Genomic DNA, 25420 nt, shown 5'->3' with positions numbered 1-25420 from the left:
GCCTTTATGAACGATAACTACGGTAGACTGCATCAACGCCAAAACTCCTCTGAGCCAACTACAGGTGTACCAACAAGTAGCTTGGGATTAGTTCTGCAACGAGGTGGTGAAGAATTGATCTTAGAAAAAGCTTTAGACCGCTTCACCATCCGTTTAGTTACCGATTTTCCTGTAGAACAATTATCTCAGGTTAGTTGGGGTATTTGGCAGCGTAGTATTTCTCAAGCACGATTGCAAGTGTTTCAGGTGGCACCAGCACAGTTAGAGACAGCGATTAATCAAGCCCGTGCTGATAAAAATGTGGCTTTTGCTAGTCATATTTACACGGTTAAGGATAATCCAGAGACTTTTGTATATTTAAATGAGCAAATCACCATTCAGTTTGCCTCTGGAGTGGATGCGGCGAAAATTAATCTCATTGCTTCTACGTTCAACCTAGTCCAAGACAAACCAATTTTGGGAATATCTAATGCTTTTGTGTTTCTGGTGAGTAAACAAGCCACAGAAAATCCCATTAAAATTGCTAATCAGTTGCAGGCCATGAAAGAAGTATTAGTGGCTGAACCTAATGTGATAATTCAGAGTGAAACTCATTATCAACCTAGTGATAAGCTCTACAAACAGCAATGGTATCTCAATCATAATGGTGGTGATGAGTTAGTTTTGGGTTCCCATATCGCTGTAGAACAAGCTTGGGATATTACTCGTGGGGTGCGTTCAGTGATTGTGGCTGTGGTGGATGATTCTTTTGATTTAAACCACTCAGATTTTCAAGGTAGTGGCAAGATTGTTGCTCCTAGAGATTTGCGGGAAAATGATTTTTTACCTTTGCCAGGAGAACAAGAAACCAGTCATGGTACTGCCTGCGCTGGGTTAGCAATTGCGGAAGAAAATGGTACAGGAATTGTTGGGGTTGCGCCTGGTTGTGCGCTGATGCCTATCCGTAGTACTGGGTTTTTGGATGATGAATCGATTGAGCAGATATTTAACTGGGCAATTGACAAGGGTGCTAGTGTAATTTCTTGCAGTTGGGGGGCTTCGGCTGTGTATTTTCCGTTGTCGTTAAGGCAACGGGCGGCTATTACTAGGGCTGCGACTCAAGGACGCAATGGTAAGGGTTGTGTAATTTTATTCGCGGCGGGTAATGCTAATCGTCCGGTTAGCGGTGCTGTGTATGAACAGGATTGGCCGGATAATGTTTTACAAGGTCTGACAGAGTGGTTAGGCGGGTTTGCTGTCCATCCTGATGTGATGGCGATCGCTGCATCCACTAGTATGAGCAAAAAGGCTGCTTATAGTAATTGGGGTGCAAATATTTCGCTGGCTGCTCCCAGTAATAATGCTTCACCGGGAATGTCGTTCCCTGAGAAGGGTTTCTTATACACCCAACCAACGATCGCTACTTCCCTCAAAGGGTTGGGAATGCTGACTACTGATATTGTCGGCGCAGCAGGTTACACCCCTGGTAATTTTACCAGTAACTTTGGCGGAACTTCCAGTGCTACGCCTGTAGTGGCTGGGGTAGCAGCTTTAGTCTTGTCAGCAAATCCTGACTTAACTGCCCAACAAGTTAAACGGATTCTAGAAACCACGGCTGATAAAATCGTAGACCCGGAACCAGACCCACAACTGGGTTTACAAGCAGGTAAATATGATGAGAATGGACACTCCCAATGGTTTGGTTATGGCAAAGTGAATGCAGCCAGAGCAGTACAAGCAGCGTTGCAACAACGAGCGACGGCATTAGGCGCTAGTAAACAAGTAAAATTTAGCAATTCCAACCAGATCCAAATTCCTGATAACAATCGCCAAGGCATTAAAAGTGCGATCGCTGTAACTGATGCAAGTGCAGTTAAAGATATTCAAATCACAGTGAATCTGACTCACGATTTTTTAGGCGATGTAGAGATTTATTTAATTGCCCCCAATAATCAACAAGTCTTATTACAAAATCGGACATTAGGAAACCGCAAGGAATTAAAAGCCAATTATAGTGTGCGATCGCATCCCATCCTTAAACAATTACTCTCCCAATCAGCCAAAGGCAATTGGCAGTTATGGATAATTGACTACGCACCCCAAGATGTCGGCCAACTCAATAGTTGGGAATTGAGTTTGGGGATTTAGTCAAGTCGCTTCTCTACGAGACGCTACGCGAACGCTCCAATTCAGTGGAAAAATTGTTGTTTTCATTTTTGACTTTTGACTTCCCTGATGTAATACCAATTCACAAAAATCCTGATACATATAGCTTACTCGTTGGGTATTGTCCGCCCACCGTTAAAACGGTGGTCTCATAGCTTAAGTCCATTAAAATGGACTCTGATATTCAGTCCTCTTGAGAGGACTTTAGCTATGAGACAGGGATTTACAATCCCTGACGGACTGACGGACTCACGTATTTGTATCATTATTAAAGTGAAATGGTATAAAAGGCTTTCAACCGGATGATTGGGAAAATTTTTCAGTTTCCAAAAATGTAACAGTTCTCACTTTTGACTATGGCAGTGTCAAAGTAAGAACATACAAATTGTATTGATAACTGCATAGGGAAATATTGAGCATGGGTGTAGGATATTAGGCAAATATCCACCCCTTATACACCTAAACCCTCACATCCCTCTTTAAAATACGTTTGTACAAAATTATCTGTGTAAATTCAGAGGAGTATAAATTATGGTGAGAACCGCTTTATTCGGTTCCCGGTTGTCTGCTGGCAACTTTTGGCAGAGTTTACCATTAGTGTTATTAGTATGCGTGACTTTTGTACAGCCTGGGCTGGCACAAGAAAAAGAGAAGTTGTGGCGTACCTTGACTGTCAATGGTCGCGGTGTAGAATCAATTCCCACCACTTTATCAGAAGTGAGTTTAGGGGTGGAAATTCAAGGGAAGACTGCCCAGGAAGTACAACAAGAAGCTGCACGCAAATCATCGGCTGTGGTGGCTCTACTCAAAAGCCGGAATGTGGAAAAATTACAAACTACGGGCGTTCGCCTGAATCCAGTCTACAGTTACACCAATAATGTCCAACGCATTACTGGATATGCGGCTAATAATACTGTCAGTTTTCGGGTTGCCACTGAGCAGGCTGGTACATTGCTAGATGAGTCAGTCAAAGCAGGTGCGACTCAAATTAATAGTATCAGCTTTGTCGCTAGTGATGAAGCGATCGCCTCAGCTAAACAACAAGCCCTCAAAGAGGCTACCCAAGACGCACAACAGCAAGCTAACGCTGTTTTTAATACTCTGGGACTAAAACCCAAAGAAGTTGTCAGTATTCAAATCGGTGGTGCTACTCCGCCCCCACCACCTGTATTGTATCGAGCCGAAGTTGCCAAACTCGGCAATGCTGACGCTTCTACTCCCATCGTTGGCGGTGAACAACAAGTGGAAGCATCAGTGACGTTGCAAATTAGCTATTAATCATTAGTCAATGGTCATTAGTCATTGGGGCGACGTTTGACCATTGACTCTTGGCCATTGACCGACTAAAAATTTTCTGGTGCAAAGTCGCCCCCACCACCATCTCGATCTTGTTTTGAACCTAATAGCTCAAGTTGATCTACCCTAATAATAGGTGTAGATCGGTTGGCTCCGGTTTGGCGATCGCTCCAGGAGTCAAACTTTAAGGAACCTTTAATGCCAATTAAGCTACCTTTGCGGACATAATTTCCCGCAATCTCTGCTGTCTTATCCCACAGTTCTAGTGTAAACCAGTCAGGTTCATCACTATTGCGGCTTCTTCTTTTCACCGCTAATGTTAGTCTACATTTGACACTACCAGATTCAAAATATTTAATATCTGGATCAGTGCCTACACGACCAACTAAGGTAACTATATTAATACTCATATCCGTTCCTTTTAGTACATAAGTACTGCTACACTCCGACTTTGATCATAGCGAATTGTGACTTGATTGAAAATGTGTTAGAAACTGAACAACAAAATAGAGTATAAAAGTATGCAAAATTACTAGGAGAAACTCAAAAACTATACGGATATATTTAAACAGTCACAGAATACCCAAGAAATAACACATAAACTTACGCATGGAACCGGAAAATCGAGGATTGAAGCCACGGATGCCAGGGTATCGAAGTCAAGGTTTACCAACCGTTACACCCTCATACCCCCACACCCTTACAACTTCCCAACGTCAACAGTTTGATTGCGTAAGCTCTAAGATACCTGAGATTAAGCCGAAACTAAGTAATAATTGCCTATTTGGCTGGACTCAGGATCGAAAACATAATAGAATCCAGCACGATTCTCATGATTCAGTTGTAGTCTAGAAGTGTCACAAATAGGGGGCGTAGAGGCGCGTGGGTCTTTTTAGGAACTTTCGCTCATCGTGGGATATGGGTATCGACCTTGGTACAGCAAATACCCTCGTTTATGTATCTGGTAAAGGTATTGTACTTCAAGAACCTTCTGTAGTAGCTATCGATCAAAATGAAAAGGTAGCTTTGGCAGTGGGAGAAGAAGCTAAAAAAATGCTAGGCCGCACACCAGGAAATGTTATTGCTCTCCGTCCTTTACGTGATGGAGTAATTGCTGATTTCGATACGGCTGAACTGATGCTCAAAAGCTTCATTCAAAGAGTAAATGATGGTAAGTCTTTAATTTTACCCCGGATCGTTATTGGTATTCCCAGTGGCGTTACTGGAGTAGAAAGACGAGCTGTCATGGATGCAGCAGCTCAAGCCGGAGCGAGAGAAGTATACTTAATCGATGAACCAGTAGCCGCAGCCATTGGTGCAGGTTTACCAGTGGCTGAACCAACTGGTAACATGATTATTGATATTGGTGGCGGAACAACAGAAGTCGCTGTCTTGAGTCTTCAAGGAACAGTAATTAGCGAATCAGTCCGCATTGCTGGGGATGAACTCACTGAGTCCATCATTATGTACATGAAAAAAGTACATAACTTGGTGATTGGCGAACGTACCGCAGAAGATATCAAAATCCGCATTGGTTCTGCTTATCCCACTCATGATGACGATGATGCCATGATGGAAGTCCGAGGCTTACATCTACTTTCTGGTTTACCGCGAACTGTCAACTTAAAAGGGCCAGAAATTCGTGAAAGTATGCTAGAACCCTTATCTGTCATCATAGAAGCTGTGAAGCGGACATTAGAGCGCACACCTCCCGAACTGGCAGCAGATATTATCGATAGAGGCATCATGTTAGCCGGTGGTGGTGCTTTGCTTAAAGGTATAGACACGCTAATTAGTCACGAAACAGGCATTGTTACTCATATAGCTGCTGATCCTCTCAGCTGTGTTGTACTGGGAACAGGTCGTGTGTTAGAAAACTTTAAACAGCTAGAACGAGTGTTTAGCGGACGTTCTCGCAATATGTAACAAAAAATATGAGATATTGGGTTCTATTTGCCTATGATTTGGGTTCTATATAAATAGAATCCAGTATCTTTTGAATTTATTAAAATAGGTATAAATGGTTACTGTACGCCGTTGGTGGGATCGTAAAGGGTTGCAAGTCGGATTACTCGCTTTAGTGTTGGGTAGTGCTTGGGTATTGCGTCAAACCCAAGGTGGATTGCTATTGGAAGCATATCAAGTGATTACCCGTCCTTGGCAAATGTTACAAACAGGGCCATCTCTAGAAGAACGTCAAGAAGAACGTCTGAAAAATGCTCAGTTTATGGAAATGCAAACGCGCATAGCTGAGTTGGAAAATCAAAACCGCAAACTCCAAGATTTATTAGGCTATGTCGCTAAGGAGCCAGCTGCATCGCAGCCAATTCTGGCTAGAGTAGTAGGACGCAGTGCTGATCATTGGTGGCAACAAGTGAGTATCAATCGTGGCTCCAATGCGGGTATTCAACCAGGTTATGTGGTTAAATCTGAGGGTGGGTTAGTTGGTTTGGTTGATAGTGTGACACCTAACACTAGTCGTATTCTCTTAATTAGTGACCTCAAAAGTCAAGTAGGTGTAACAATTAGTCGCACTTCCGCTAAGGGGGTTTTGCGCGGAGATTCCTCGGCAGAAGCGGTATTAGAATTTTATGAGAAAGTGCCTAATGTACAGGTAGGTGACTTGGTTTCTACCTCCACATACAGTCAAAAATTTCCGGCTGGTTTGGCGGTGGGGCGGATAAAATCTTTGGATTTGAAGAAACTACCAACATCTATCGCCAAGATTGAACTGTTTCCGGCAATTCGTTCTCTAGATTGGGTAGCTGTATATCCTAAGCCGACAAATCAAGCAGGAGAAAATCCCCAGTCGGTAAATCCACAATCGCCAAAGTCTAATTAGATGCTCGCCCAATTTTTAAGACAATGAAGCTACCTTCATTTAGTACTAAATCAAAATCGTCAGAACGAAAAACTAAGTTCCGGTATCTGCCTTTAGCGCGTTGGCATCCTGGTTGGCGACAATTGCTTGACTGGATGGTGACAGCAGGGTCTGTGTTTTTGTGTTTGCTATTGTTACCAACTCGCTTACCTGGTATGGAATTATTGGGTATTGGCCCCAATTGGCTGTTAATTTGGGTAGTAGCCTGGAGCATTAAGCGCTCAGTGTGGTCAGGAACTTTGGCAGGGATTATTTTAGGGTTACTTCAAGATGCCATGACTAATCCTCACCCATCTCATGCCATCACTTTAGGAATAGTCGGATTTTTGACGGGAATGATGCAAAAGCAGCGTTTCATGCAAGAGGATTTTATTTCTGTTGCCTTGATTGTTTTTGGTATGGCAGTTTTGGCAGAAACGGTTTTTGGTATGCAATTAACTTTAGCAGGCGATCGCCAGACAACAGATATTTGGGCATACTATCAACGAGTTACCTTAGCCTCTGCTATTCTCAGCAGTCTCTGGGCCCCTGTACTCTACTACCCTCTAAATAGTTGGTGGCAAAAAATGAAGCTATTAGAGCAGTAATTCAGCATTAGTTAATTAGGGTGGATGCTGCGGCACAGACAGATTTTTCCTACTTTACTGTCAACCGTCAAAAGTCTAGAGATTTAAAATTTTAAATCTCTAGACTTTGATTTTTGGACTAGATACATAATTCCAACAGTTTGTGCATATTTCCATTTAGTTGAAGTTCTTGCTGCGCTTGCTTTTAAGTATTTTTGACTGCTACAAATCATACCTATATGTTAAGAGAATGCAACAATCAGTTACAAAAAGATACAGAAAATAATAACTAAATTAGCGTAAATTCATGTAGACTTTACGTTACAGGCGTACGTTTAATACACCTGATTTATTAACAGTCCAAAGCAATCATAGAAAGATGACCACAACCTTACAACAGCGCCAAAGCGCCAACGTATGGGAGCGCTTCTGTGCATGGATCACCAGCACTGAGAACCGTATTTATGTCGGTTGGTTCGGTGTATTAATGATTCCTACACTCCTAGCCGCTACCATTTGCTTCATTATCGCCTTCGTTGCAGCTCCTCCTGTAGACATTGATGGTATCCGTGAACCCGTAGCAGGTTCCTTGATCTACGGAAACAACATTATCTCTGGTGCAGTTGTACCTTCTTCCAACGCTATTGGTTTACACTTCTACCCCATCTGGGAAGCAGCTTCCTTGGATGAGTGGTTGTACAACGGTGGACCTTACCAACTAGTAGTATTCCACTTCCTAATTGGTTGTGCTTGCTACTTGGGTCGTCAGTGGGAACTGTCTTTCCGCTTAGGAATGCGCCCTTGGATCTGTGTAGCTTACTCTGCTCCTTTGGCATCTGCTGCCGCAGTATTCTTGGTCTACCCAATCGGACAAGGTTCTTTCTCTGACGGTATGCCCTTGGGTATCTCCGGAACCTTCAACTTCATGATCGTGTTCCAAGCAGAACACAACATCCTGATGCACCCCTTCCATATGTTAGGTGTGGCTGGTGTATTCGGCGGTTCCTTGTTCTCTGCAATGCACGGTTCTTTGGTTACCTCTTCCTTGGTTCGTGAAACAACCGAAACCGAATCTCTCAACTACGGTTACAAATTCGGTCAAGAAGAAGAAACCTACAACATCGTTGCAGCACACGGTTACTTCGGTCGCTTGATTTTCCAATACGCTTCCTTTAACAACAGCCGTTCCTTGCACTTCTTCCTAGCTGCATGGCCCGTTGTTGGTATCTGGTTCACCGCATTGGGCGTAAGCACAATGGCGTTCAACCTCAACGGTTTCAACTTCAACCAATCCATCATCGACTCTCAAGGTCGTGTAATCAATACCTGGGCTGATATCATCAACCGCGCTAACTTGGGTATGGAAGTAATGCACGAGCGCAACGCTCACAACTTCCCCTTAGACTTAGCTGCTGCTAATGTTACTCCTGTTGCTATCAGCGCTCCTGCTATCAACGGTTAATCATCAAGCTTAGTTAAATAAAAAAGCGTCCCTAATTAGGGGCGCTTTTTTATTTGGGTGGGAAAATGCTAAAATCAACGCAGAAATGATAGATGCCGGATGGATTCTATGACCATTGCTCAAGAATTAGAATCTCAAGCAGACATCTCTCAAGATGTGATATTTCCTCCTGGTGATTTGTATAGTGATGAACCTCCTTTGGAAACAGAACTCCATCTCCGACAAATCATCCTTCTTTTACAATGCCTAGAATGGTTGTGGCGAGATAGAAGTGATTTCTATGCGGCAGGAAACTTGACCATATACCATAGTCGATACCAACGTAAATCAGAAGATTTTCGAGGTCCAGATTTTTTTGTCGTACGAGGAACAGAGCGCAAAACCCGAAAAAGTTGGGTAGTGTGGGAAGAAGCAGGAAAATATCCTCACGTCATTTTAGAAATACTATCTGACTCAACAGCGAAGACAGACAGAGGTTTAAAAAAAGACATTTATCAAGATACTTTCCGCACACCTGATTATTTTTGGTTTGACCCTTTTACACAAGAGTTTGCGGGATTTCATTTAGTAGATGGAAAATATCAACCTCTACAAGCTTCAGAACAAGGTTATTTATGGAGTCAACAATTAGGTTTATATTTGGGAATTGATCAGGGATTATTAAGGTTTTTCACCTCAGATGGTCAATTAGTACCGACACTGGAAGAAACAGCACAAAAAGCACAAGAAAAAGCAGAACGTTTAGCAGCAAAACTGCGTGAGTTAAATATCGATCCAGATACCATTTAAGCTAGAGCGATTGTGGGAAAAGTATTACAAATACTAGCGATCGCCTGAGAGTGATATATTGGCATTTATTCAAAAGACTTGCCTGGTCTATATCTTGCCCTTTTTTAGTTCTGTAGAACTCAGGTTAACTTTCAGAAATCCGTAATTGATTCTCAATATCGGGTAATTAATACATAAGCAGATATCCTCACCGCGCCAGCTTGGGTATAGAAGTGATGCACTAGCGCAATGCTCACGACTTTCCCTGAGATTTGGCTGGTAGTACTGCCGTGGCTCCGGCTATCATGGTTAGTTTTAGGGTTATTGTAGGTTTGTAGCGTTCTCTGGATTAGAGAGCGCTTTTTTGTTTTGGGATGGTAAGATTTAGATGAAACAATTGAGCAGCTATTTGAAGCATGAGCGCACCTCAAGAAAAATCTCAACGTCAAGTACTGCTGTATCTTGGAGAAGATGGTTATTTTGTTGTGGAAGTACCCAGTTTGCCAGGCTGTATCAGTCAAGGAAAAACTCGTGCAGAAGCGATCGCTCTTTATGTTGAAGTTCTACAAGCTCGTGGTGAAATTGTCCCACAGGATACAGTTGAGGTCGTATTGGTGTGAGCAATCAGCGCCTGAAGACAAACGCGATCGCTAAACAATGAATTAGGATGTTAGGTTTTATCGCAGAAATAGAGTTTACTGTAACAATTCAATATAAAATCTAAAATCTCAAATCCTAAATCAAGATGGCAGACTTAACTCCTAATTCTAGTTTTAGTGTCACCCTGCGGTTGCAAATTCCTAATCGTGTAGGAATGCTAGCATCAATCACACAAGCGATCGCCACCAGTGGTGGTAATCTTGGTCAAATCGATTTAATTGAGCAAACTCGGCAAATATCCATTCGTGACTTGACTGTTGATGCAGCTAGTACCGAACACGCAGAAACTATTGTGCAAGCAGTCAAAGCAATAGCAGATATTAAGCTGCTGAGTGTTTACGATCGCACATTTAATCTGCATCGTGGCGGCAAAATCAGCATCACTAGCCGCATTCCCCTCAAGAGTGTGTCTGATTTGGCAATGGCTTATACACCAGGAGTCGGGCGAGTTTGTACAGCGATCGCTCAAGACCCCGCAGAAGTTTACAATTTAACTATCAAACAAAACACTGTGGCAATTGTCACCGATGGTAGTGCAGTGTTAGGACTAGGCAATCTTGGCCCCCATGCAGCTTTACCAGTGATGGAAGGTAAAGCCATGCTGTTTAAAGAGTTTGCTGGGCTGGATGCTTTTCCGATTTGCTTGGCAACACAAAATACAGAAGAGATTATCCAAGCTGTGAAAAATATTGCTCCTGTGTTTGGGGGAGTAAACTTAGAAGATATTGCTGCACCACGCTGCTTTGAAATTGAGCAGAGATTACGGCAAGAATTGGATATCCCAGTTTTTCATGATGATCAACATGGTACAGCCATTGTCACCTTAGCAGCCTTGTTTAACGCCTTAAAATTAGTGCAGAAATCAATGGCAGAAATCCGCATTGTCATTAACGGTGCGGGTGCGGCTGGTGTGGCGATCGCGCGGTTACTACGGAAAGCCGGGGCTGATAAAATTTGGATGTGCGACTCCAAAGGTATTATCTCTAATACTCGCACAGATTTGAACGAAGAGAAACAAGAATTTGCTGTCAAAGCCCAAGGAACTTTAGCTGGTGCAGTGCAAGGGGCAGATGTGTTTATTGGTGTGAGCGCTCCTGGAGTATTGACACCAGAAATGGTCAAATCTATGGCTAAAGACCCGATTGTCTTTGCTATGGCTAATCCCATTCCTGAGATTCAGCCAGAATTAGTTAGTAAAGATGTGGCAGTAATTGCGACAGGACGCAGTGATTATCCTAACCAAATCAATAACGTTTTAGCCTTCCCTGGAGTCTTCCGTGGTGCTTTAGATTGTCGCGCCCAGACAATTACTACGACGATGTACTTAGAAGCCGCTAGTGCGATCGCTTCCTTAGTCAACCCCTCAGACTTACATCGGGAACATATCATTCCTTCCGTCTTTGATGAGCGTGTTGTCACCGCCGTGGCTGCTGCTGTCCAACGTGCAGCACGGGAAGAAGGGATTGCACGGGGTTAATCAAATCCCAGAATTATCTTGGTTAAGGATGGGCAGCATTGTCCATCCTTTTGATCATTTTAATCATTGCGAGCGTGTTCAAACTCGTAGACATAAAATAATCGACTAAACCTGTGCAACTGATATCCTCCCATAGCTAACAAGATACTGGCTCCCAAGGCTAGCCAAAATTCTCTGGGAGGAATTGTGAATATAGATGCACCTGCTACTGTTCTGGCATCTATGATTACCGCTAGAAATAAGCATAAGGCCGCAACTACGTAAGCAAACACCGTCAGACGATGAATATTTTTTAAAGCATCTTGACAGACTGTACAGTGTTGAGTGTGGGTTGTCCACACATCAAAGAGTTTTTGCTTATCTTTAACTGCTGGGAAATCGTTACTATATCCCTCCGCCCAAGGGATACCACCACCAGCCCGTTTTTCCAACCACTGACGAAATGTGATTACCATCTTGTCTTGAGGATTGGGTGTAAAGACTGCACCTAGCCATTTACCCTTTCTTCTCTGGACAATAGTTTTTTCCTGGTAATGCAGAAATACCATGTCTTGATGTAGGAATAGAGATGCTAACACATGACCTAACCATGTAGGTAATGGTAGCCCAAAGAAAGATAAACCTTGGGGCATTTTCCCTTGGTTATTTTTGACAAATATCTGACAACCAATGTGACGACACCAACCAGGACGAGTTGGTGTCGCGTACAAAGCCAGAATCAATTGTCCACCATCTTTGGGAGTCGAGGCGATTCTCATGTGACAGGGGGGTTGGAAGTCATGAATTCCTGTTGGGGTATCGCCTGGTTGAGTTTGAATTTCAAAAGCAAACCCATCTTGAGTAGATATTTTCCGCACAGGCAGCATATCGTAGTACTTGGCATCTTTGTAGCGATCGCCTACAATCCCATGATGAGAGACTGGAACATGGGCAGGATCTGAAACGTTTTCCATGAAGTAATCCCAACCATAGGGTAAATCGCGGAAGTTCCAAAAATACTGCACTACCCTACCCGATTTATCTTCCAGTTCTGGAACAATGCGGGGTTGGCGTAATTGGCTTTCTACCTTTGCTTGTTCACCTGTTTCCGCCCACACCCACAATAACCCCTGATTTTCTTGGGTAGGATAAGTCACCGCACAGGATTTCTGATTTTCACAATGCTTGGCTGCTGTCTGTTTATCTTGAGATTGGGGAATATTTACACAGTTGCCTTCACCATCAAAACGCCAAGCATGATAAGCACATAATAATGTACCATCGGCTTCAACTCGCCCCTCGGAAAGCGGGACTAAGCGATGAGGACAGAAATCTTCAAAGCAACGCCATTGACCAGAACCATCACGCCACAAGACAATATCTTTGCCTAGTAATTGCATGGCATGGGTACGCCCAGGGTCAAGATACTCTACCACAGCTAGGGGATACCACTGCTTTGTCCATGAGAATGTTCCTGTCTCTGTTTGCAGTTGCTCGTTATTTAAGCTATCCGAGGAACTGTGATTGTGGATGTTTCCTGGCAGTTTGGTTTCAGTAGTCATGGTTAACACTTTGCCTTTACTTCGTAAATTTTAATGGAAAAATTATTACAGGTGATATTTCTCAGAAAATATTCAACGCCATGACACCATCTCACAAACCTAATTCACGCCCAAATGAGCAGCGTCTCATTTCTCAATTACTTTGGCTACTTTCAGCGCTTTACATATATATTCTCTTACTATCACCACCAGGGCAGTTACTCCCAGGAGAACCAGTTTGGGCAATTCAACCCCAGACTTTACAAGAAATTTGGCATGAATCACTCAACTTCTTTTTTATTTTGCCTATTCTTAATGCTGTGGGTGTGGCAAATATTCCCATAGTCATTGTTCATCCTTGGCTAGAATCTCTTTTCAACTTAGCAGAGGCTTGGATGTTGATGTTTTTACCATTGATGTTAGCTGATTCTAGAGGTGAAAAACTGCCAAAATTCTTGATTTGGGGTTTGGCAATGTTTTTGACTAATACCTTCTTGATTCCCTACATGGCTGTACGTGCTATAAATCCTCTGGTATGGGAAAAAGAAAGTCCGCAGAAAAATTTACTGGCGCGGATATTGGGTTGTGTAGGGTTAATAGTTGGAACTATGGCTATATTTTGGTTATTTTTTGGTAGGTCAGAAGTGGGAAGTTTAGCCGAACGATATAATTATTTTTTAGCGCGTTTAATGAGCGATCGCCTGACTATTGCCTTTTGTGTAGATTTGATTTTATTTGCTATCTTCCAAGCAGTAATCATCGGAGAAATTGAGCCAATCGGGAGTAGAAAACGTTGGCTTAGATTTATCCCTTTTTGGGGTTTAGTCGCTTGGTTAATTATTTAGCAGTTTATTGAGGACGGCGTAACTTATATTGAGCATTCAAACTAATATTGCAGTTTGTGGAATTGGACTTAAAGTCACAGGTATAACTTGCTAACTGTTCTTTTTGATAATTAAAAACTCGGATATTATAACCATCTTTTCTGGCGCTACTACCCAAGCGGTTGACAAAATCATACCGTTCTAAATAATCAAGTAAAGTCCAAATTTGCTGATTGACAATTAAATCTACTCTGGCAGGTTCTGTATCTGATGCTGGATATGCTATCCAATTATCTAATAGCTTACTTTCCGAATTTTCTTTTGCCCACCACAAACTAGGTGTAGTTAATCCTGATAGATTAATAGTGCTAGCTGTAATTACATTCTTGGGCTGAGTCAATAAATCTAACTCTAAAGGAGCATCTGAAGGTAGGGGTACTGATGATGTTTGAGCTAAAGTAGATGCAATTGGTAAAAATGCAATATTACTCAGTATGAACGTGAGTAATAAGATAAGTTTATGTCCTAGCATAATTTTCAGTCATTAGTTAGTTGTCAGCTTTGAGTCATTAATTTTTAATAGCAACTATCCTAATTCGTCGATAATCTGCTGTCCAAGTTCCTTTGTGATACAGTTTTGTTTGCAAAGACTTTTCCACTGCGTCAATTACCTGTGTTTGTTGTTCAGCAGATAACTCTGTCAAAAAAGCACCAGCAAACATTTGTATCCAGTTTGCCATACCAGCTTCACCCTCAGTTAAAAGAGTGGGACGGTCGAATAAATTAGCATAGATAACATCAAAGCCTTGTGCTTCTAGTATGGTAGCGTATTCACCAATGCTGGGAAAATACCAGGGATTCATCGCTTGGAGGTTGGAGATACCGAGGGTTTGTAGCGCATGGTGTAAAGCTGTGAGGATATGCTGGACATTCCCTTTACCACCAAACTCAGCCACAAACCTCCCTCCTGATTTTAATGCTTGATGTATGCAGGCGATCGCTGCTTCCGCTTCCTTTACCCAATGCAGCGTAGCGTTTGAAAATACTGCATCCACAGGCTTATCTACACGAAAGTTGCGCGCATCAGCAACATCAAAACGCAAATGAGGATAGTTTTGTTTTGCTTGAGCAATCATCGTTGCTGCACTATCAATTCCCCACACCTCTGTACCAAACTGGGCAATTTTTTCTGTCAGTTGTCCAGTTCCACAACCCAAATCTAAAATTAACTCTCCCACTTCAGGATTGAGCAATTTCAGCAAGTCTTCGCCATATTGCCACACGAAGGCGTGTTTATCTTGATATAAGCCTGCATCCCAAGAATTTTTAGGTGTCACAAGATAATTTGTTTAGTCTACTGCGTGATTAGCAGATTATACTATTTTTATAGTGTGACTAAGTATTTTTCAGCTTAATTACTTCACATCAAAACTTGTTGGCGTAGTAGATGCTTTGATGTTATTCTTCATCAGCTTTTAGTGAAGTAATAGGAAAAATTTCCGCAATTTATTAAACATTTAGCGATGTAGATGAATACCAGGAGCATAAGCTTCAATCACTCTACCCGTGCGCGTGCAGCTAATCATCAAGTAATCACAACTTGGGCATTGTGTCCGACATAATTGACTATCTGCAATATAATAGCGTTCAGCATTGCTGCCACAATTTGGGCAGTAGATTTTTTGAATTACTTGCATTGAAAAACCCCGGTGTTTAAATTTTTGATGGCGAAATTCCAAATAAGAATAAATTCTCTTTTGGGTTTCAACCAAGTTAACAAAGAGTGACGATTTTGATTGCTTAATTTAACTAAGAATTTAGATTTAAAAATCTTAGAGTACTAAAAACATTATCCTCATATTAAGACAATCTTACCATCTCACTCTAGATATATGAATCATTGAAGCCAATAGAGATTTTCTAGAGAGCTAGTGATCCCCATCTAGAACAGGTTGAGATACGTAGTTACTTTCTATGGAAAACCAATAAAGTGGGTATCTTTGTATTCAAAAATTAAAATCAAGAAAATACTGTATCTTAAGTCACAAAACACCTTTCTTAAGATTTACTTAATATTTTGTTAATTAAATATCGAGCAGATAATTTAAATAAAAATTTCAATATTACTGATTAAGGATATTGGCTAGCAATGGAGTCATGGGAATAGGTAATCGATAGTAAATGATGGTTTTTTAGTTATCAATTACCCATAAAGTATTCTTAATTTATGCCCAGGGACTGATATTGTGAACCTGCCAGTAGTTTGCAATCATGCTGGATGGAAATAATCGTAAATAGCTTGGGCTAGACGGGGGCCAATTCCAGCAACTTCGGCAATTTGGGCAGGTGTAGCTTGGCGAATATAATCAACAGAACGAAAATGTCCTAGAAGCTGCTTTTGGCGGTGATGTCCTAAACCAGGAATTTCATCTAAACGCGATCGCTTTAATTTATCACTGCGTTGTTGACGATGGAAACTCACAGCAAATCGGTGTGCTTCATCGCGTAACCGCCGTAATAATTGGACTCCCGGTTGTTCAGCCTCAGTTGGTAAGGGTAAAGATTCACCTGGTAAAAAAATCTCCTCTCGTTGCTTGGCTAAACTCACAACCCGCAAATCTTCTAATAAATTCATCTCTTGCAAAATCGCCACCACCGAGGATAACTGTCCTTTACCGCCGTCAATCATAATTAAGTCAGGCCAGTCAGGATGATCAACTCGTGGTAATTGCGGATCTTCCGCATATTTGCGGAAACGCCGTTGAATCACCTCTGCCAAGCTGGCGAAATCATCAGAATGTCCGATGGTGACAGTGGGATTTTTAATTTTATAGTGGCGATAATATTGTTTAGCTGGTAATCCGTCGATGAACACGACTTGAGAAGCTACCGCATTCGATCCTTGAATATGGGAAATATCGTAACCTTCAATGCGGTGGGGTAAATCGGGTAAATCGAGGATAGCAGCTAAATCTTGCATGGCTTGATGATTGCGATCGCCAAATTTCTGCATTCTTTGCAATTCATATTGGGCATTACGCTCTACCATCTCTACTAATTCTGCCTTAACTTGGCGCTGAGGCGTGACAATCGTTACCTTCTTCCCCTTACGCTGCGTCAACACATCAGCTAAAATATCCCCATCTGGTAAGTCATGCTGGACTAAAATTTCTGTGGGAATTTCCACCGATTCTGCTGTTTGGTAATGTTCCTCCAATACCCGTTGTAAAATTGCTCCTGGTTCGGCTAGGGATTCGGCCACAAAAGCCAAGCGTCCCACCAATTGTCCCGCCCGAATCTGAAATAATTGGATACAGGCGTGTTTGGCATCTGCGGCTAGAGCGATACCTGACGGCAAGGCTAACGCCAACGCATCTCGTGAGACAGTATCATCGGGTAGGGAAACTTTTTGTTCCGCCGTCAGCGACTTTAAGCCAACGATTTGATCCCGAACCCGCGCCGCTACCTCAAAATTCAAGGCTGTTGAGGCTTTATCCATCTGTTCTGTCAAGATATCAATCAGTTCTTGAGTTCGTCCTTGAAATACCATCGCAACTTTTTGCACAGTTTTGCGGTATTCTGCTGGTGAAATCAACTGTTGACACACCCCAGGACAGCGCCCTAAATCATAATTTAAGCAAGGACGGTCTTTAAATAGGGGTTGGGGTCGTTGTCGCAATGCAAATATGCGCTTAGATATGCGTAAAATTGAACGTAACAGACCAGAATCAGTGTAGGGGCCATAATACTTATCTTTTTCTTTCCCTAACTGGCGTTTGCGAGTAATAAAAATGCGCGGATAGTCTTCTGACCAAGTAATACACACATAGGGATATTTCTTGTCATCCTTCAGCAGCACATTAAAGTATGGCTGATGCTGTTTAATCAGGTTAGCTTCTAAAGCTAAAGCTTCCGCTTCCGTGTCGGTGACAATAAATTCAATCTCTGTCACCTGCTTCACCATTGTGGTGATGCGTTCAGTTTTGTTGTATCCGTCCCGGAAATAGGAACGAACACGCGATCGCAATTTCCGTGATTTCCCTATATAGATGATGCGATCGCTCCCATCTCGCATAAAATAGACTCCAGGTTCTGCGGGAATCTCAGCTAGACGGGCTTCTAGACGTTCTGGGTCTTTGACTAGTGGTAGTGTTTGAGCAGATGTTGTCACAATATCAATCTAGGTAATTTTCCAAATTTACCTATACTTAATTTTAAGAAAAATCATTGGTTTATGCCGACCAACCCCAGTTTTTATCAAGCAAATATGAAGTGAATACTGATCATATTCTGTATCTACCACTTTGCTCATTCTGTATAAAAAATTTCCTAGCTTTTAAATTAGTTTATATTTTTTGGGATTGAAAATTTATTTTCTTCATGAACTATACTATTTTATTAATAATAAATTATCTAGCTGCTAATCAATACTAATTTTGCTATTTATCTAGTCAAATTATTCATATTTTCTTAGTATTAAGCAGGGATTGTTTACTGGTAATTTATATTACATTTTAAGCACATTAACGGATTCAGTAAACAAAATAATCCGACTATTATGGAAAATATCATAATTTTGAGATTATCTAGAGAACCAAAAAATGAACGTAAATGACTTTGAATCTGATTATCGAGAAGCGATCGTCCAAGTACTGAATGAACTGCAATCAGCAGTTTTGCTTTTAGAGCAAGCACAACGCCAAATCTACACGCTGGGCAGTTCTGTACAGCGTATCACCGAAACGGTAGAAGCATTTGTCAATGAGCAAAAATCAGAATAAATGTATTTCAAAAATTATTAGGAGTTACAAGTTATAACTTCTTCAATTTTCATAATTAAAGAATTGAGATTCACTGGTTTAACAAAATAACTACGAACGCCTAATGTTATTGCTCTCTCTTGATCAGCTTTAAAAGCCAAGGCAGAAACAACAATCACTGGGATATTAGAAAAATCTGGATGTTGCTGCATTTGTTGCAGTAAGGAATATCCATCAACATCTGGAAGTTTTAAGTCTAGCAAGATTAACTCAGGTCGAAATTTTTCTACAGTCATTAAAAAATCTGAACCATCTGATAGACTTTTAACATAATATCCACAATAGCTTAGATAATCACTCAGCAGCATTCTATTGATATCATTATCCTCAACCAAAAGAATCCGCTTTAAAGGACATGAGTGAAATTGCTGATATCTTGTCAGTAGATTTGCTGTCATTTTACATATTACTTGAAGTTCACAATCAATAACTTGCGTTAAATACTGAAATCAAGGTTTTAGAGAATTTAACCACCAAGGTATTCAAAAATAAACTTAGATAATGGAATACCAGATATTGATAAGTTTAAATTTTGTTTTTGTCAGCAATTAATAAGATTATTCTAATACATAAAATTCCGCAAAATGTTATTTAAATCTCTGATTTTTGGGGTTCTTCCCACTAATCCAAAGCACCTTCTAGAAATTATGATATTCGCCTCAGTCAAGTAAATATACTTAAAATTTCAACTAATTGTAGTATTGATGACTAAATTTCCGAACCTTGACCTCTCAAAGAAATCAAGGTTCTGATTCCGTCCCCATAAAAAAAGGAGCCAATTGCCCCTTTGATCGATTTATTTTTTGGTTAAGAAATCTCAGTCTCAGCCAGAAACTTTTTTAAACTGGCGTTTTGTAGCAAACACACCAACAACACCCATTAAACCCAGCACAATAGAAGGTTCGGGAACTGAGGTAGAACTAGCCACATAATCAGGTGTACTCCAATTGTAGATAGCACTGTAGGATACACCATCATCAGAAGCAGTAATACCAGATGCAATTGAGTCAAAGCTATAAGCGAAGTAAGTCTGATCACCTACAACTACCTTAGCAATTTCACTAGCACCAATTTCGCCTTCATAGTTGTTTACAGCAGCTTGCAAGTTGAGTACATCTTTAAATGATGTGAGTGCAGCAATTTGGTTTGGTAGAGTTGTATTCTTCGCCGTGTTGAGTTGAGCAATTTGGTTTGGTAGAGTTGTATTCTTCGCAGTGTTGAGTGCAGCAATTTGATTTGGTAGGGTTGTATTCCTCGCCGTGTTGAGTGCAGCAATTTGATTTGGTAGGGTTGTATTCCTCGCCGTGTTGAGTGCAGCAATTTGATTTGGTATGGTTGTATTCCTCGCAGTGTTGAGTGCGGTAATTTGATTTGTGATTGCTAACCTCGCACTGGCATTAGCAGTTGTATTGGGAATTAGATTTAGTTGTGTTTGCAGTGCGGTAATCTGTCCAGGAATTGCATTTAGCTGGGTTTGCAGTGTGGCAATTTGTCCGGGAATTGCATTTAGCTGGGTTTGCAGTGTGGTAATTTGTCCAGGAATTGCATTTAGCTGGGTTTGCAGTGTGGTAATTTGTCCAGGAATTGCATTTAGCTGGGTTTGCAGTGTGGTAATTTGTCCAGGAATTGCATTTAGTTGTGTTTGTGCTTGTGAAAGCAGAGTGTTAACTTCAGCCAGAGTGGGGATAGGTGACTGTGGACTGGGTTTAATCTCATTCCACTTTTGAGAAATTTTTGTAGAAATCAGTGCTGAGAGTTTGCTCTTAACATCCAAGTGACCGATCAACTTCAGTTCTACACCCCCATTTTGACCAAATCGGAAATCGCCGACGTTAGGGTCGCCCATTCCCAATGAAGCAAAAGAACTAGTTACTAGAGACTTGCTATCAGCAGAAAAACCATTCCATACTGACTGGAATGGCTGATATTTAGCCAACAAATCACCCAACCATTGAGAACCAAAACTATTCCAGTCGCTAGCAGTCACACTAGTAACTGTTGCTGAGTATTGCCCTTTTGTGGCAGTAAAGCCAACATTAGCTGTGGGATTTTCAGTGCTATGCCAAAGTTCCACATTAGAAGTGGGGTCTTTATCAGTTAGAGCTTTAATGGCTGCGGTTTTATTACCTGTTGTAAAGCTACCGTTAGAGCCACCTGTGTAGGTTTTTATCTCATTCAGATTGTTGAAAGAAAAGGTGACAGCGTGTGCTGGAGTGGTGGCGATCGCACTTACGCCAACAGCCATTGATGCACCAATTACAAGTTTCTGAAAAGTCTGATTCATTTACTGGTCTTCCTTATTATTGTAGTGATGTTTTATACTATTACGGCTTCCAGAATTAAACTTTTTGGCAGTGGAAACGATAGAAAGCGCGATCAGTATCTAGCTGTATTGGGTAGCTGAACTTACATCACTAGTTTAGGAAATCGGTAGACCTAATTGGGTAAAGCTGCTATGGACTCTTGGTAAATAAATCGCAAATATTTTTTAGTTCTTCTCAGAATAATTACTGAATTAATGATTTTGTACTAGAGTTTTAATATACTTACGATAAAAACCGGAATTATACTGTTGCTTGCAACAACCAAAAACCACTATAAGTCATACCCGAATCATCAGGTTGTACTAATAAAAAGTGCAATCCTCGACTTTGCTGTTTGCGTTGTTCATAAACTTTTGCCGCCGCCGCCACTTCTGTATCTACAAAGGTGACTAAAATCCATCTATCTACTAAACCTGCTTCTAATACCAAACCATCGGGCGCACCAGGAATATAATTTAGTGATACTGGACGTGTTTCGGCAATCCATTGTGCTAGACGTAGCGATCGCCTACCACCATAAATTACTATACCGGGAATTGCCACTGTTGATGCCAAGCCTAAATTAATCGGTTTGAGGGCTTCTGGTATGGATAAAATAGGAATGAGGCGATCGCTAAATAAATCTACAATCTCACCAGCCTGGAGTGTGGCCAAGCGCCATTCATCTCCCCACAAGTTTTCTGGTAACGGTACTGGTGGGGGCTTGTCTACAGCTATGGGATATTGCTTTTCTTGCAACCATTGTTTTAAGGCTAAAGTCTGGCGTTGTGGTTCGACATTGATACCTAAATTTCGTCCTGCTGCTGTCAGTAAACTCAAAGACTGGGGGCGAAATACTTGAATCACATCCGGTAGTTTTTCCCCAGCCGCTAGTTGAATTTGGCTAGTCAACCAACTAGAATTAGCTGCTGACTGAAGACAGGTAGCTGTATACTCAAAGCTGCGAGTTGCATCACAAATCAACAACTCCCAGAAAATCTGTCCATCTACCGTTTGCACGGGACTACGATAAAAATCAGCTTGCCAGACCAGACTCATTATTTACTCTCTTCATCAACAGCTATCTCATACCCGCTTTTCAGTATTACCACAAAATCACTGTAGCTGGTGAAGGAAGGACATTGTTAGGACTTATGCAGTGTCACTAAGTTTTCTGGCTTTGTTGTCAATAGTCAATAGTCAATAGTCCAAAAAAACTTGATTTTTAACGCCAGTCTGCACAACGGGAAGGCAGTCGCGTGGGCGGGTTTCCCGCGCCACTTGCTACAACGGGGGAAAAATACGCAACGCAGTGGCTTGACTTGAGCGAACTGCCGGGGAAAAATACGCAAGCAGCTGGCTCCCTTTGACTATGAACTATTGACCACCCTCAGAAGGGTTTATTGGTTGAGTCCGTAAGTTCTAATTGTTATTTGAGTGTGCTGATTACCACCAAATACGATTTCCGTCTTCATCTACTCTGGCTTGGCGAATGGCATCAGAAATCTCTTCTGCATCTTTGACATGGTGGAGTGCTTTTTTCTCTCCATCAGGGTATTCGACCACAAAGTAGGTAGGTACTGTAATTTGATCACCTGTGATGTCTGGAACATCGACGGCTACTTGTTTGGCTTTTTCTTCTACTGATTGCGCATCTTCGGCAATTCTATCTCCTGGGTTGGCAGTTAAGTTTCTTTCTTTGACATTAGGTTCTTCACGGGAATGCCAATCTTCACTAACAGGTTGTCTAATTTCTTCTGGTTGATGATTTTGATTTTCTAGTTTTTCTGCACTCATGGCTAGCTCAAGAATTAAAATTTTTATGTTTACCCATACAATCTAAAAAATCAAATGTATAAAGGGTTCTTTCCCTAGAGTGACTTTAAGACATGAATTATCAGTAGGTGGGCATGAATATTAATCATCAAAATTTAGTCTACCTCTAATTGGGAGTATCCCACTTTTTTCTATGTCATTGCGGCATAATACCAATTTCCTTTAAATGTGAAATAGAAACATGGTGCGTTACGGCTCATTTTTACTTTCTCAAACTTCCAAATCCTTGCACAGCCGTAACACACCCTACATTTCTACATCTCTTCGCCTTTTCATCCCCAAGCTAGAAGCCACAAGCATTAAAGTCTATCTACTATACAAAGGTCAACAAGGGAAATGTACCTCTGTGCGCCATTACGAAAACTAGAGTTGATGAGGAGAAAAAAATGAGGTCGTGACCTGGATAGAGTGGTGATAATTGTCATGTATGAACTACTTCAGGCTATTTTGGCTAATAGTGAAGAAAAAGATGCTCTGCAACAGTTGATATTTGCCTTGGATGGTTCAGGTAAACGCTACTTCTTGAGAAATGAGATTTTGCAGGCTTTTTCTCAATACTGTCATCAATCTCAAAAGCCTACATATTTTTACTACTCTTCCTCAATTGGGAAACTTATTCAATACACCCATGAAATGATTTTGGCAGAAGGGAGTACTTGGTTGGTGGTGCGACCGAAAATTGCTAGCCAAGAAGTTTGGCGACTGACATCAGAATTGTCTCAGTTTGATTTTATGTCACCGCAGGCGTTGTTAGATGTGAGCGATCGCCTAGTTAATGCCGACGAACCGAATATCTTAGAAATCGACCTCAGCTCGTTTTACGAAGCATCCCCCAGTATTAGCGACCCTAGAAACATCGGTCAAGGTTTAGCTTTCCTCAACCGCTATCTGTGCAGTCAAATGGTGACTGACCCTCATTATTGGTTTGAACTGCTATATTTAGCTTTAAGCAAACTCCAATACGATGGCATTCCCTTACTCATAGGCAAAAGTATTCCTTCCGGGATACATTTAGCTAGACAAATTCACCACGCTATCAAGTTTCTTTCTGAGCAACATCCTGAAGAACCCTACGCCAAATTCCGAGTTGATTTGCAAGAACTGGGATTTGAACCAGGCTGGGGTAATACAGCTCACCGAGTCCTGGAAACCCTGACGCTATTAGAAAAACTTATTGATAGCCCGCAACCAGCTTTACTAGAAGCATTTGTCGCCCGTGTTCCCGCAGTCTTTCGAGTCGTTCTAGTTTCTGTCCACGGCTGGGTAGCCCAAGAGGATGTGATGGGTAGGGATGAAACTTTAGGTCAAGTCATCTATGTTTTAGAACAAGCACGTAGTTTAGAAAATAAACTGCGAGAAGAAATCACACTTGCGGGTCTGGATATGTTAGGTATTAAACCTCATGTAATTATCCTCACCCGGCTGATTCCTAACTGCGAGGGTACATATTGTAATCTGCGCTTAGAAAAGGTCAAGGATACAGAAAATGCTTGGATATTGCGTGTTCCCTTTGGCGAATTTAATCCAGAAATTACTAATAATTGGATATCTAAATCTGAGATTTGGCCTTACTTAGAAACCTTTGCCCTAGATGCCGAAACAGAACTGCTGGTGCAATTCTCCGGTAAACCAAATTTAATTATTGGTAATTACAGCGATGGTAACTTAGTGGCATTTCTACTTGCCCGACGGCTACAAGTCACCCATTGCCATATTGCCCATTCTTTAGAAAAACCCAAATACTTATTTAGCAATTTATATTGGCAAGATTTTGAAACTCAATACCACTTCTCGTTACAATTTACTGCCGATTTAATCACGATGAATGCAGCAGATTTTATCATCACATCATCTTATCAAGAGATTGTTGGTACACCGGATAGTTTGGGACAGTACGAGTCCTACAAGTTTTTTACGATGCCCCATCTATATCATGTAGTTGATGGCATTGACCTGTTTAGTCCTAAATTCAACATGGTTCCACCAGGAGTTGATGAACGAGTCTTCTTTCCCCATAGCCAAATAGAAGACCGAAATCCTCAGCTAACTAAACAAGTCCAAAATCTCCTGTTTCATCAGCAAGACTCACAAATCTTTGGTGATTTAGAACAACCGTATAAACAACCCATTTTTGCTGTTGCACCTATCACCTCAATTAAAAATATGACTGGTTTAGCTGAATGCTTCGGTCAAAGTCAGGAATTACAAGCACACTGTAACTTGATTATCCTCACAAGTAAGCTCAACCTAGATGAAGCTACCAACCCAGAAGAAGCAAGAGAAATTCAAAAACTCCACGATATTATTAACCGTTACCATCTCCACGGACATATTCGCTGGCTAGGGATGCGCCTACTCAGCCGCGAACTTGGTGAAGCTTACCGTGTTGTGGCAGACTATCGCGGAATTTATGTCCACTTTGCTTTATTTGAAGCCTTTGGACGAAGCATTTTAGAAGCGATGATTTCTGGTTTACCAACCTTCGCCACGAAATTTGGAGGTTCTTTAGAAATTATCGACGATCGCAGCGATCGCTTCTACATTAATCCTACAGATTTTCCAGGCACAGCCAAAAGAATCTTGGCATTCTTAGAGCAGTGTGATACTCATCCCGAATATTGGCAAGAAATTTCCACATGGGTCAGCCAGCGAATTCACCAAAAATACAATTGGCAACTCCATACCAACCAACTCTTATCTCTAACTAAAATGTACAGTTTCTGGAACTTAGTCAGCCCAGAAAAATGCGAAGCCAGAGTCCGTTACATGGAAAGTCTCTTTCATCTCATCTATAAACCTAGAGCCGAAAAGCTTTTGAATGGTCAATAGTCAGAGGCAATAGGCAATAAATAGGCAATAGGG

The 25420-nt window shown here is 41.4% G+C and carries 22 protein-coding genes; 12 read left to right on the top strand and 10 right to left on the bottom strand.

What is annotated here, in order from left to right:
• Positions 1–6 precede the first annotated feature (6 nt).
• Positions 7–2127 (top strand): S8 family serine peptidase, encoded by a 2121-nt coding sequence (locus FD725_RS26945; protein WP_179050960.1) that lies wholly within the window; start codon positions 7–9, stop codon positions 2125–2127.
• A 549-nt stretch (positions 2128–2676) separates the two neighbouring features.
• The gene (locus tag FD725_RS26940; RefSeq protein WP_179050959.1) at positions 2677–3423 is read left to right on the top strand and encodes an SIMPL domain-containing protein; all 747 of its coding nucleotides are present in this window, start codon (positions 2677–2679) and stop codon (positions 3421–3423) included.
• A gap of 65 nt (positions 3424–3488) precedes the next feature.
• On the opposite strand, the gene FD725_RS26935 is transcribed toward FD725_RS26940, so the two are convergent.
• Positions 3489–3851, bottom strand: coding sequence for a single-stranded DNA-binding protein (locus FD725_RS26935; protein WP_179050958.1), 363 nt, complete (start codon positions 3849–3851; stop codon positions 3489–3491).
• A 508-nt stretch (positions 3852–4359) separates the two neighbouring features.
• Between FD725_RS26935 and FD725_RS26930 the strand changes: the two genes are divergently transcribed.
• From FD725_RS26930 to FD725_RS26900, 7 genes are all read left to right on the top strand, one after another.
• Positions 4360–5367, top strand: coding sequence for a rod shape-determining protein (locus FD725_RS26930; protein WP_179050957.1), 1008 nt, complete (start codon positions 4360–4362; stop codon positions 5365–5367).
• A 94-nt stretch (positions 5368–5461) separates the two neighbouring features.
• On the top strand, positions 5462–6283 hold the full coding sequence (mreC, locus tag FD725_RS26925) for a rod shape-determining protein MreC (RefSeq protein WP_179050956.1): 822 nt from the start codon (positions 5462–5464) through the stop codon (positions 6281–6283).
• A gap of 23 nt (positions 6284–6306) precedes the next feature.
• Entirely contained in the window at positions 6307–6909 is a 603-nt protein-coding gene (mreD, locus tag FD725_RS26920; RefSeq protein WP_179050955.1) for a rod shape-determining protein MreD, read from the top strand.
• Between the two features lie 358 nt (positions 6910–7267).
• Entirely contained in the window at positions 7268–8350 is a 1083-nt protein-coding gene (psbA, locus tag FD725_RS26915) for a photosystem II q(b) protein (protein WP_179050954.1), read from the top strand.
• A gap of 108 nt (positions 8351–8458) precedes the next feature.
• Entirely contained in the window at positions 8459–9139 is a 681-nt protein-coding gene (locus FD725_RS26910; protein ID WP_179051714.1) for a Uma2 family endonuclease, read from the top strand.
• A gap of 395 nt (positions 9140–9534) precedes the next feature.
• Positions 9535–9738, top strand: coding sequence for a type II toxin-antitoxin system HicB family antitoxin (locus FD725_RS26905; RefSeq protein WP_179050953.1), 204 nt, complete (start codon positions 9535–9537; stop codon positions 9736–9738).
• A 125-nt stretch (positions 9739–9863) separates the two neighbouring features.
• The gene (locus FD725_RS26900; protein WP_179050952.1) at positions 9864–11255 is read left to right on the top strand and encodes a malic enzyme-like NAD(P)-binding protein; all 1392 of its coding nucleotides are present in this window, start codon (positions 9864–9866) and stop codon (positions 11253–11255) included.
• Between the two features lie 59 nt (positions 11256–11314).
• On the opposite strand, the gene FD725_RS26895 is transcribed toward FD725_RS26900, so the two are convergent.
• A complete protein-coding gene (locus tag FD725_RS26895) occupies positions 11315–12796 on the bottom strand; it encodes a Rieske 2Fe-2S domain-containing protein (RefSeq protein WP_179050951.1) in 1482 nt (493 codons plus the stop codon).
• Between the two features lie 80 nt (positions 12797–12876).
• Between FD725_RS26895 and FD725_RS26890 the strand changes: the two genes are divergently transcribed.
• Entirely contained in the window at positions 12877–13620 is a 744-nt protein-coding gene (locus FD725_RS26890; protein ID WP_179050950.1) for a hypothetical protein, read from the top strand.
• Positions 13621–13624: 4 nt separating this feature from the next.
• Here FD725_RS26890 and FD725_RS26885 read toward each other — a convergent pair whose 3' ends face one another.
• The 4 genes from FD725_RS26885 to uvrC all read right to left on the bottom strand — a co-directional run bounded on the left by FD725_RS26885 (position 13625) and on the right by uvrC (position 17770).
• Positions 13625–14131 (bottom strand): hypothetical protein, encoded by a 507-nt coding sequence (locus FD725_RS26885; protein ID WP_179050949.1) that lies wholly within the window; start codon positions 14129–14131, stop codon positions 13625–13627.
• A gap of 37 nt (positions 14132–14168) precedes the next feature.
• Positions 14169–14936, bottom strand: coding sequence for a trans-aconitate 2-methyltransferase (locus FD725_RS26880; protein WP_179050948.1), 768 nt, complete (start codon positions 14934–14936; stop codon positions 14169–14171).
• Positions 14937–15116: 180 nt separating this feature from the next.
• Positions 15117–15296, bottom strand: coding sequence for a replication restart DNA helicase PriA (locus tag FD725_RS32745; RefSeq protein ID WP_256871776.1), 180 nt, complete (start codon positions 15294–15296; stop codon positions 15117–15119).
• A gap of 572 nt (positions 15297–15868) precedes the next feature.
• A complete protein-coding gene (gene uvrC, locus FD725_RS26875; protein ID WP_179050947.1) occupies positions 15869–17770 on the bottom strand; it encodes an excinuclease ABC subunit UvrC in 1902 nt (633 codons plus the stop codon).
• Between the two features lie 430 nt (positions 17771–18200).
• Here uvrC and FD725_RS26870 point away from each other — a divergent pair, with 430 nt between their 5' ends.
• Positions 18201–18380, top strand: coding sequence for a hypothetical protein (locus FD725_RS26870; protein WP_179050946.1), 180 nt, complete (start codon positions 18201–18203; stop codon positions 18378–18380).
• A 17-nt stretch (positions 18381–18397) separates the two neighbouring features.
• On the opposite strand, the gene FD725_RS26865 is transcribed toward FD725_RS26870, so the two are convergent.
• The 4 genes from FD725_RS26865 to FD725_RS26850 form a co-directional block, all read right to left on the bottom strand.
• Positions 18398–18817: a response regulator gene (locus tag FD725_RS26865; protein ID WP_179050945.1), complete on the bottom strand. Its 420-nt coding sequence runs from the start codon at positions 18815–18817 to the stop codon at positions 18398–18400.
• A 425-nt stretch (positions 18818–19242) separates the two neighbouring features.
• On the bottom strand, positions 19243–20703 hold the full coding sequence (locus tag FD725_RS26860) for an NF038130 family PEP-CTERM protein (protein WP_179050944.1): 1461 nt from the start codon (positions 20701–20703) through the stop codon (positions 19243–19245).
• 280 nt (positions 20704–20983) lie between these two features.
• A complete protein-coding gene (locus tag FD725_RS26855) occupies positions 20984–21781 on the bottom strand; it encodes a Tab2/Atab2 family RNA-binding protein (protein WP_179050943.1) in 798 nt (265 codons plus the stop codon).
• Positions 21782–22168: 387 nt separating this feature from the next.
• Entirely contained in the window at positions 22169–22519 is a 351-nt protein-coding gene (locus tag FD725_RS26850; RefSeq protein WP_179050942.1) for a hypothetical protein, read from the bottom strand.
• 462 nt (positions 22520–22981) lie between these two features.
• Here FD725_RS26850 and FD725_RS26845 point away from each other — a divergent pair, with 462 nt between their 5' ends.
• Complete coding sequence (locus FD725_RS26845; protein ID WP_179050941.1) at positions 22982–25387, top strand: sucrose synthase; 2406 nt, start codon at positions 22982–22984, stop codon at positions 25385–25387.
• Positions 25388–25420: the final 33 nt, after the last annotated feature.

The sequence above is a fragment of the Nostoc sp. TCL26-01 genome, assembly GCF_013393945.1.
Taxonomy (GTDB): domain Bacteria; phylum Cyanobacteriota; class Cyanobacteriia; order Cyanobacteriales; family Nostocaceae; genus Trichormus.
This window is presented reverse-complemented; position numbering and strand designations above follow the sequence as displayed.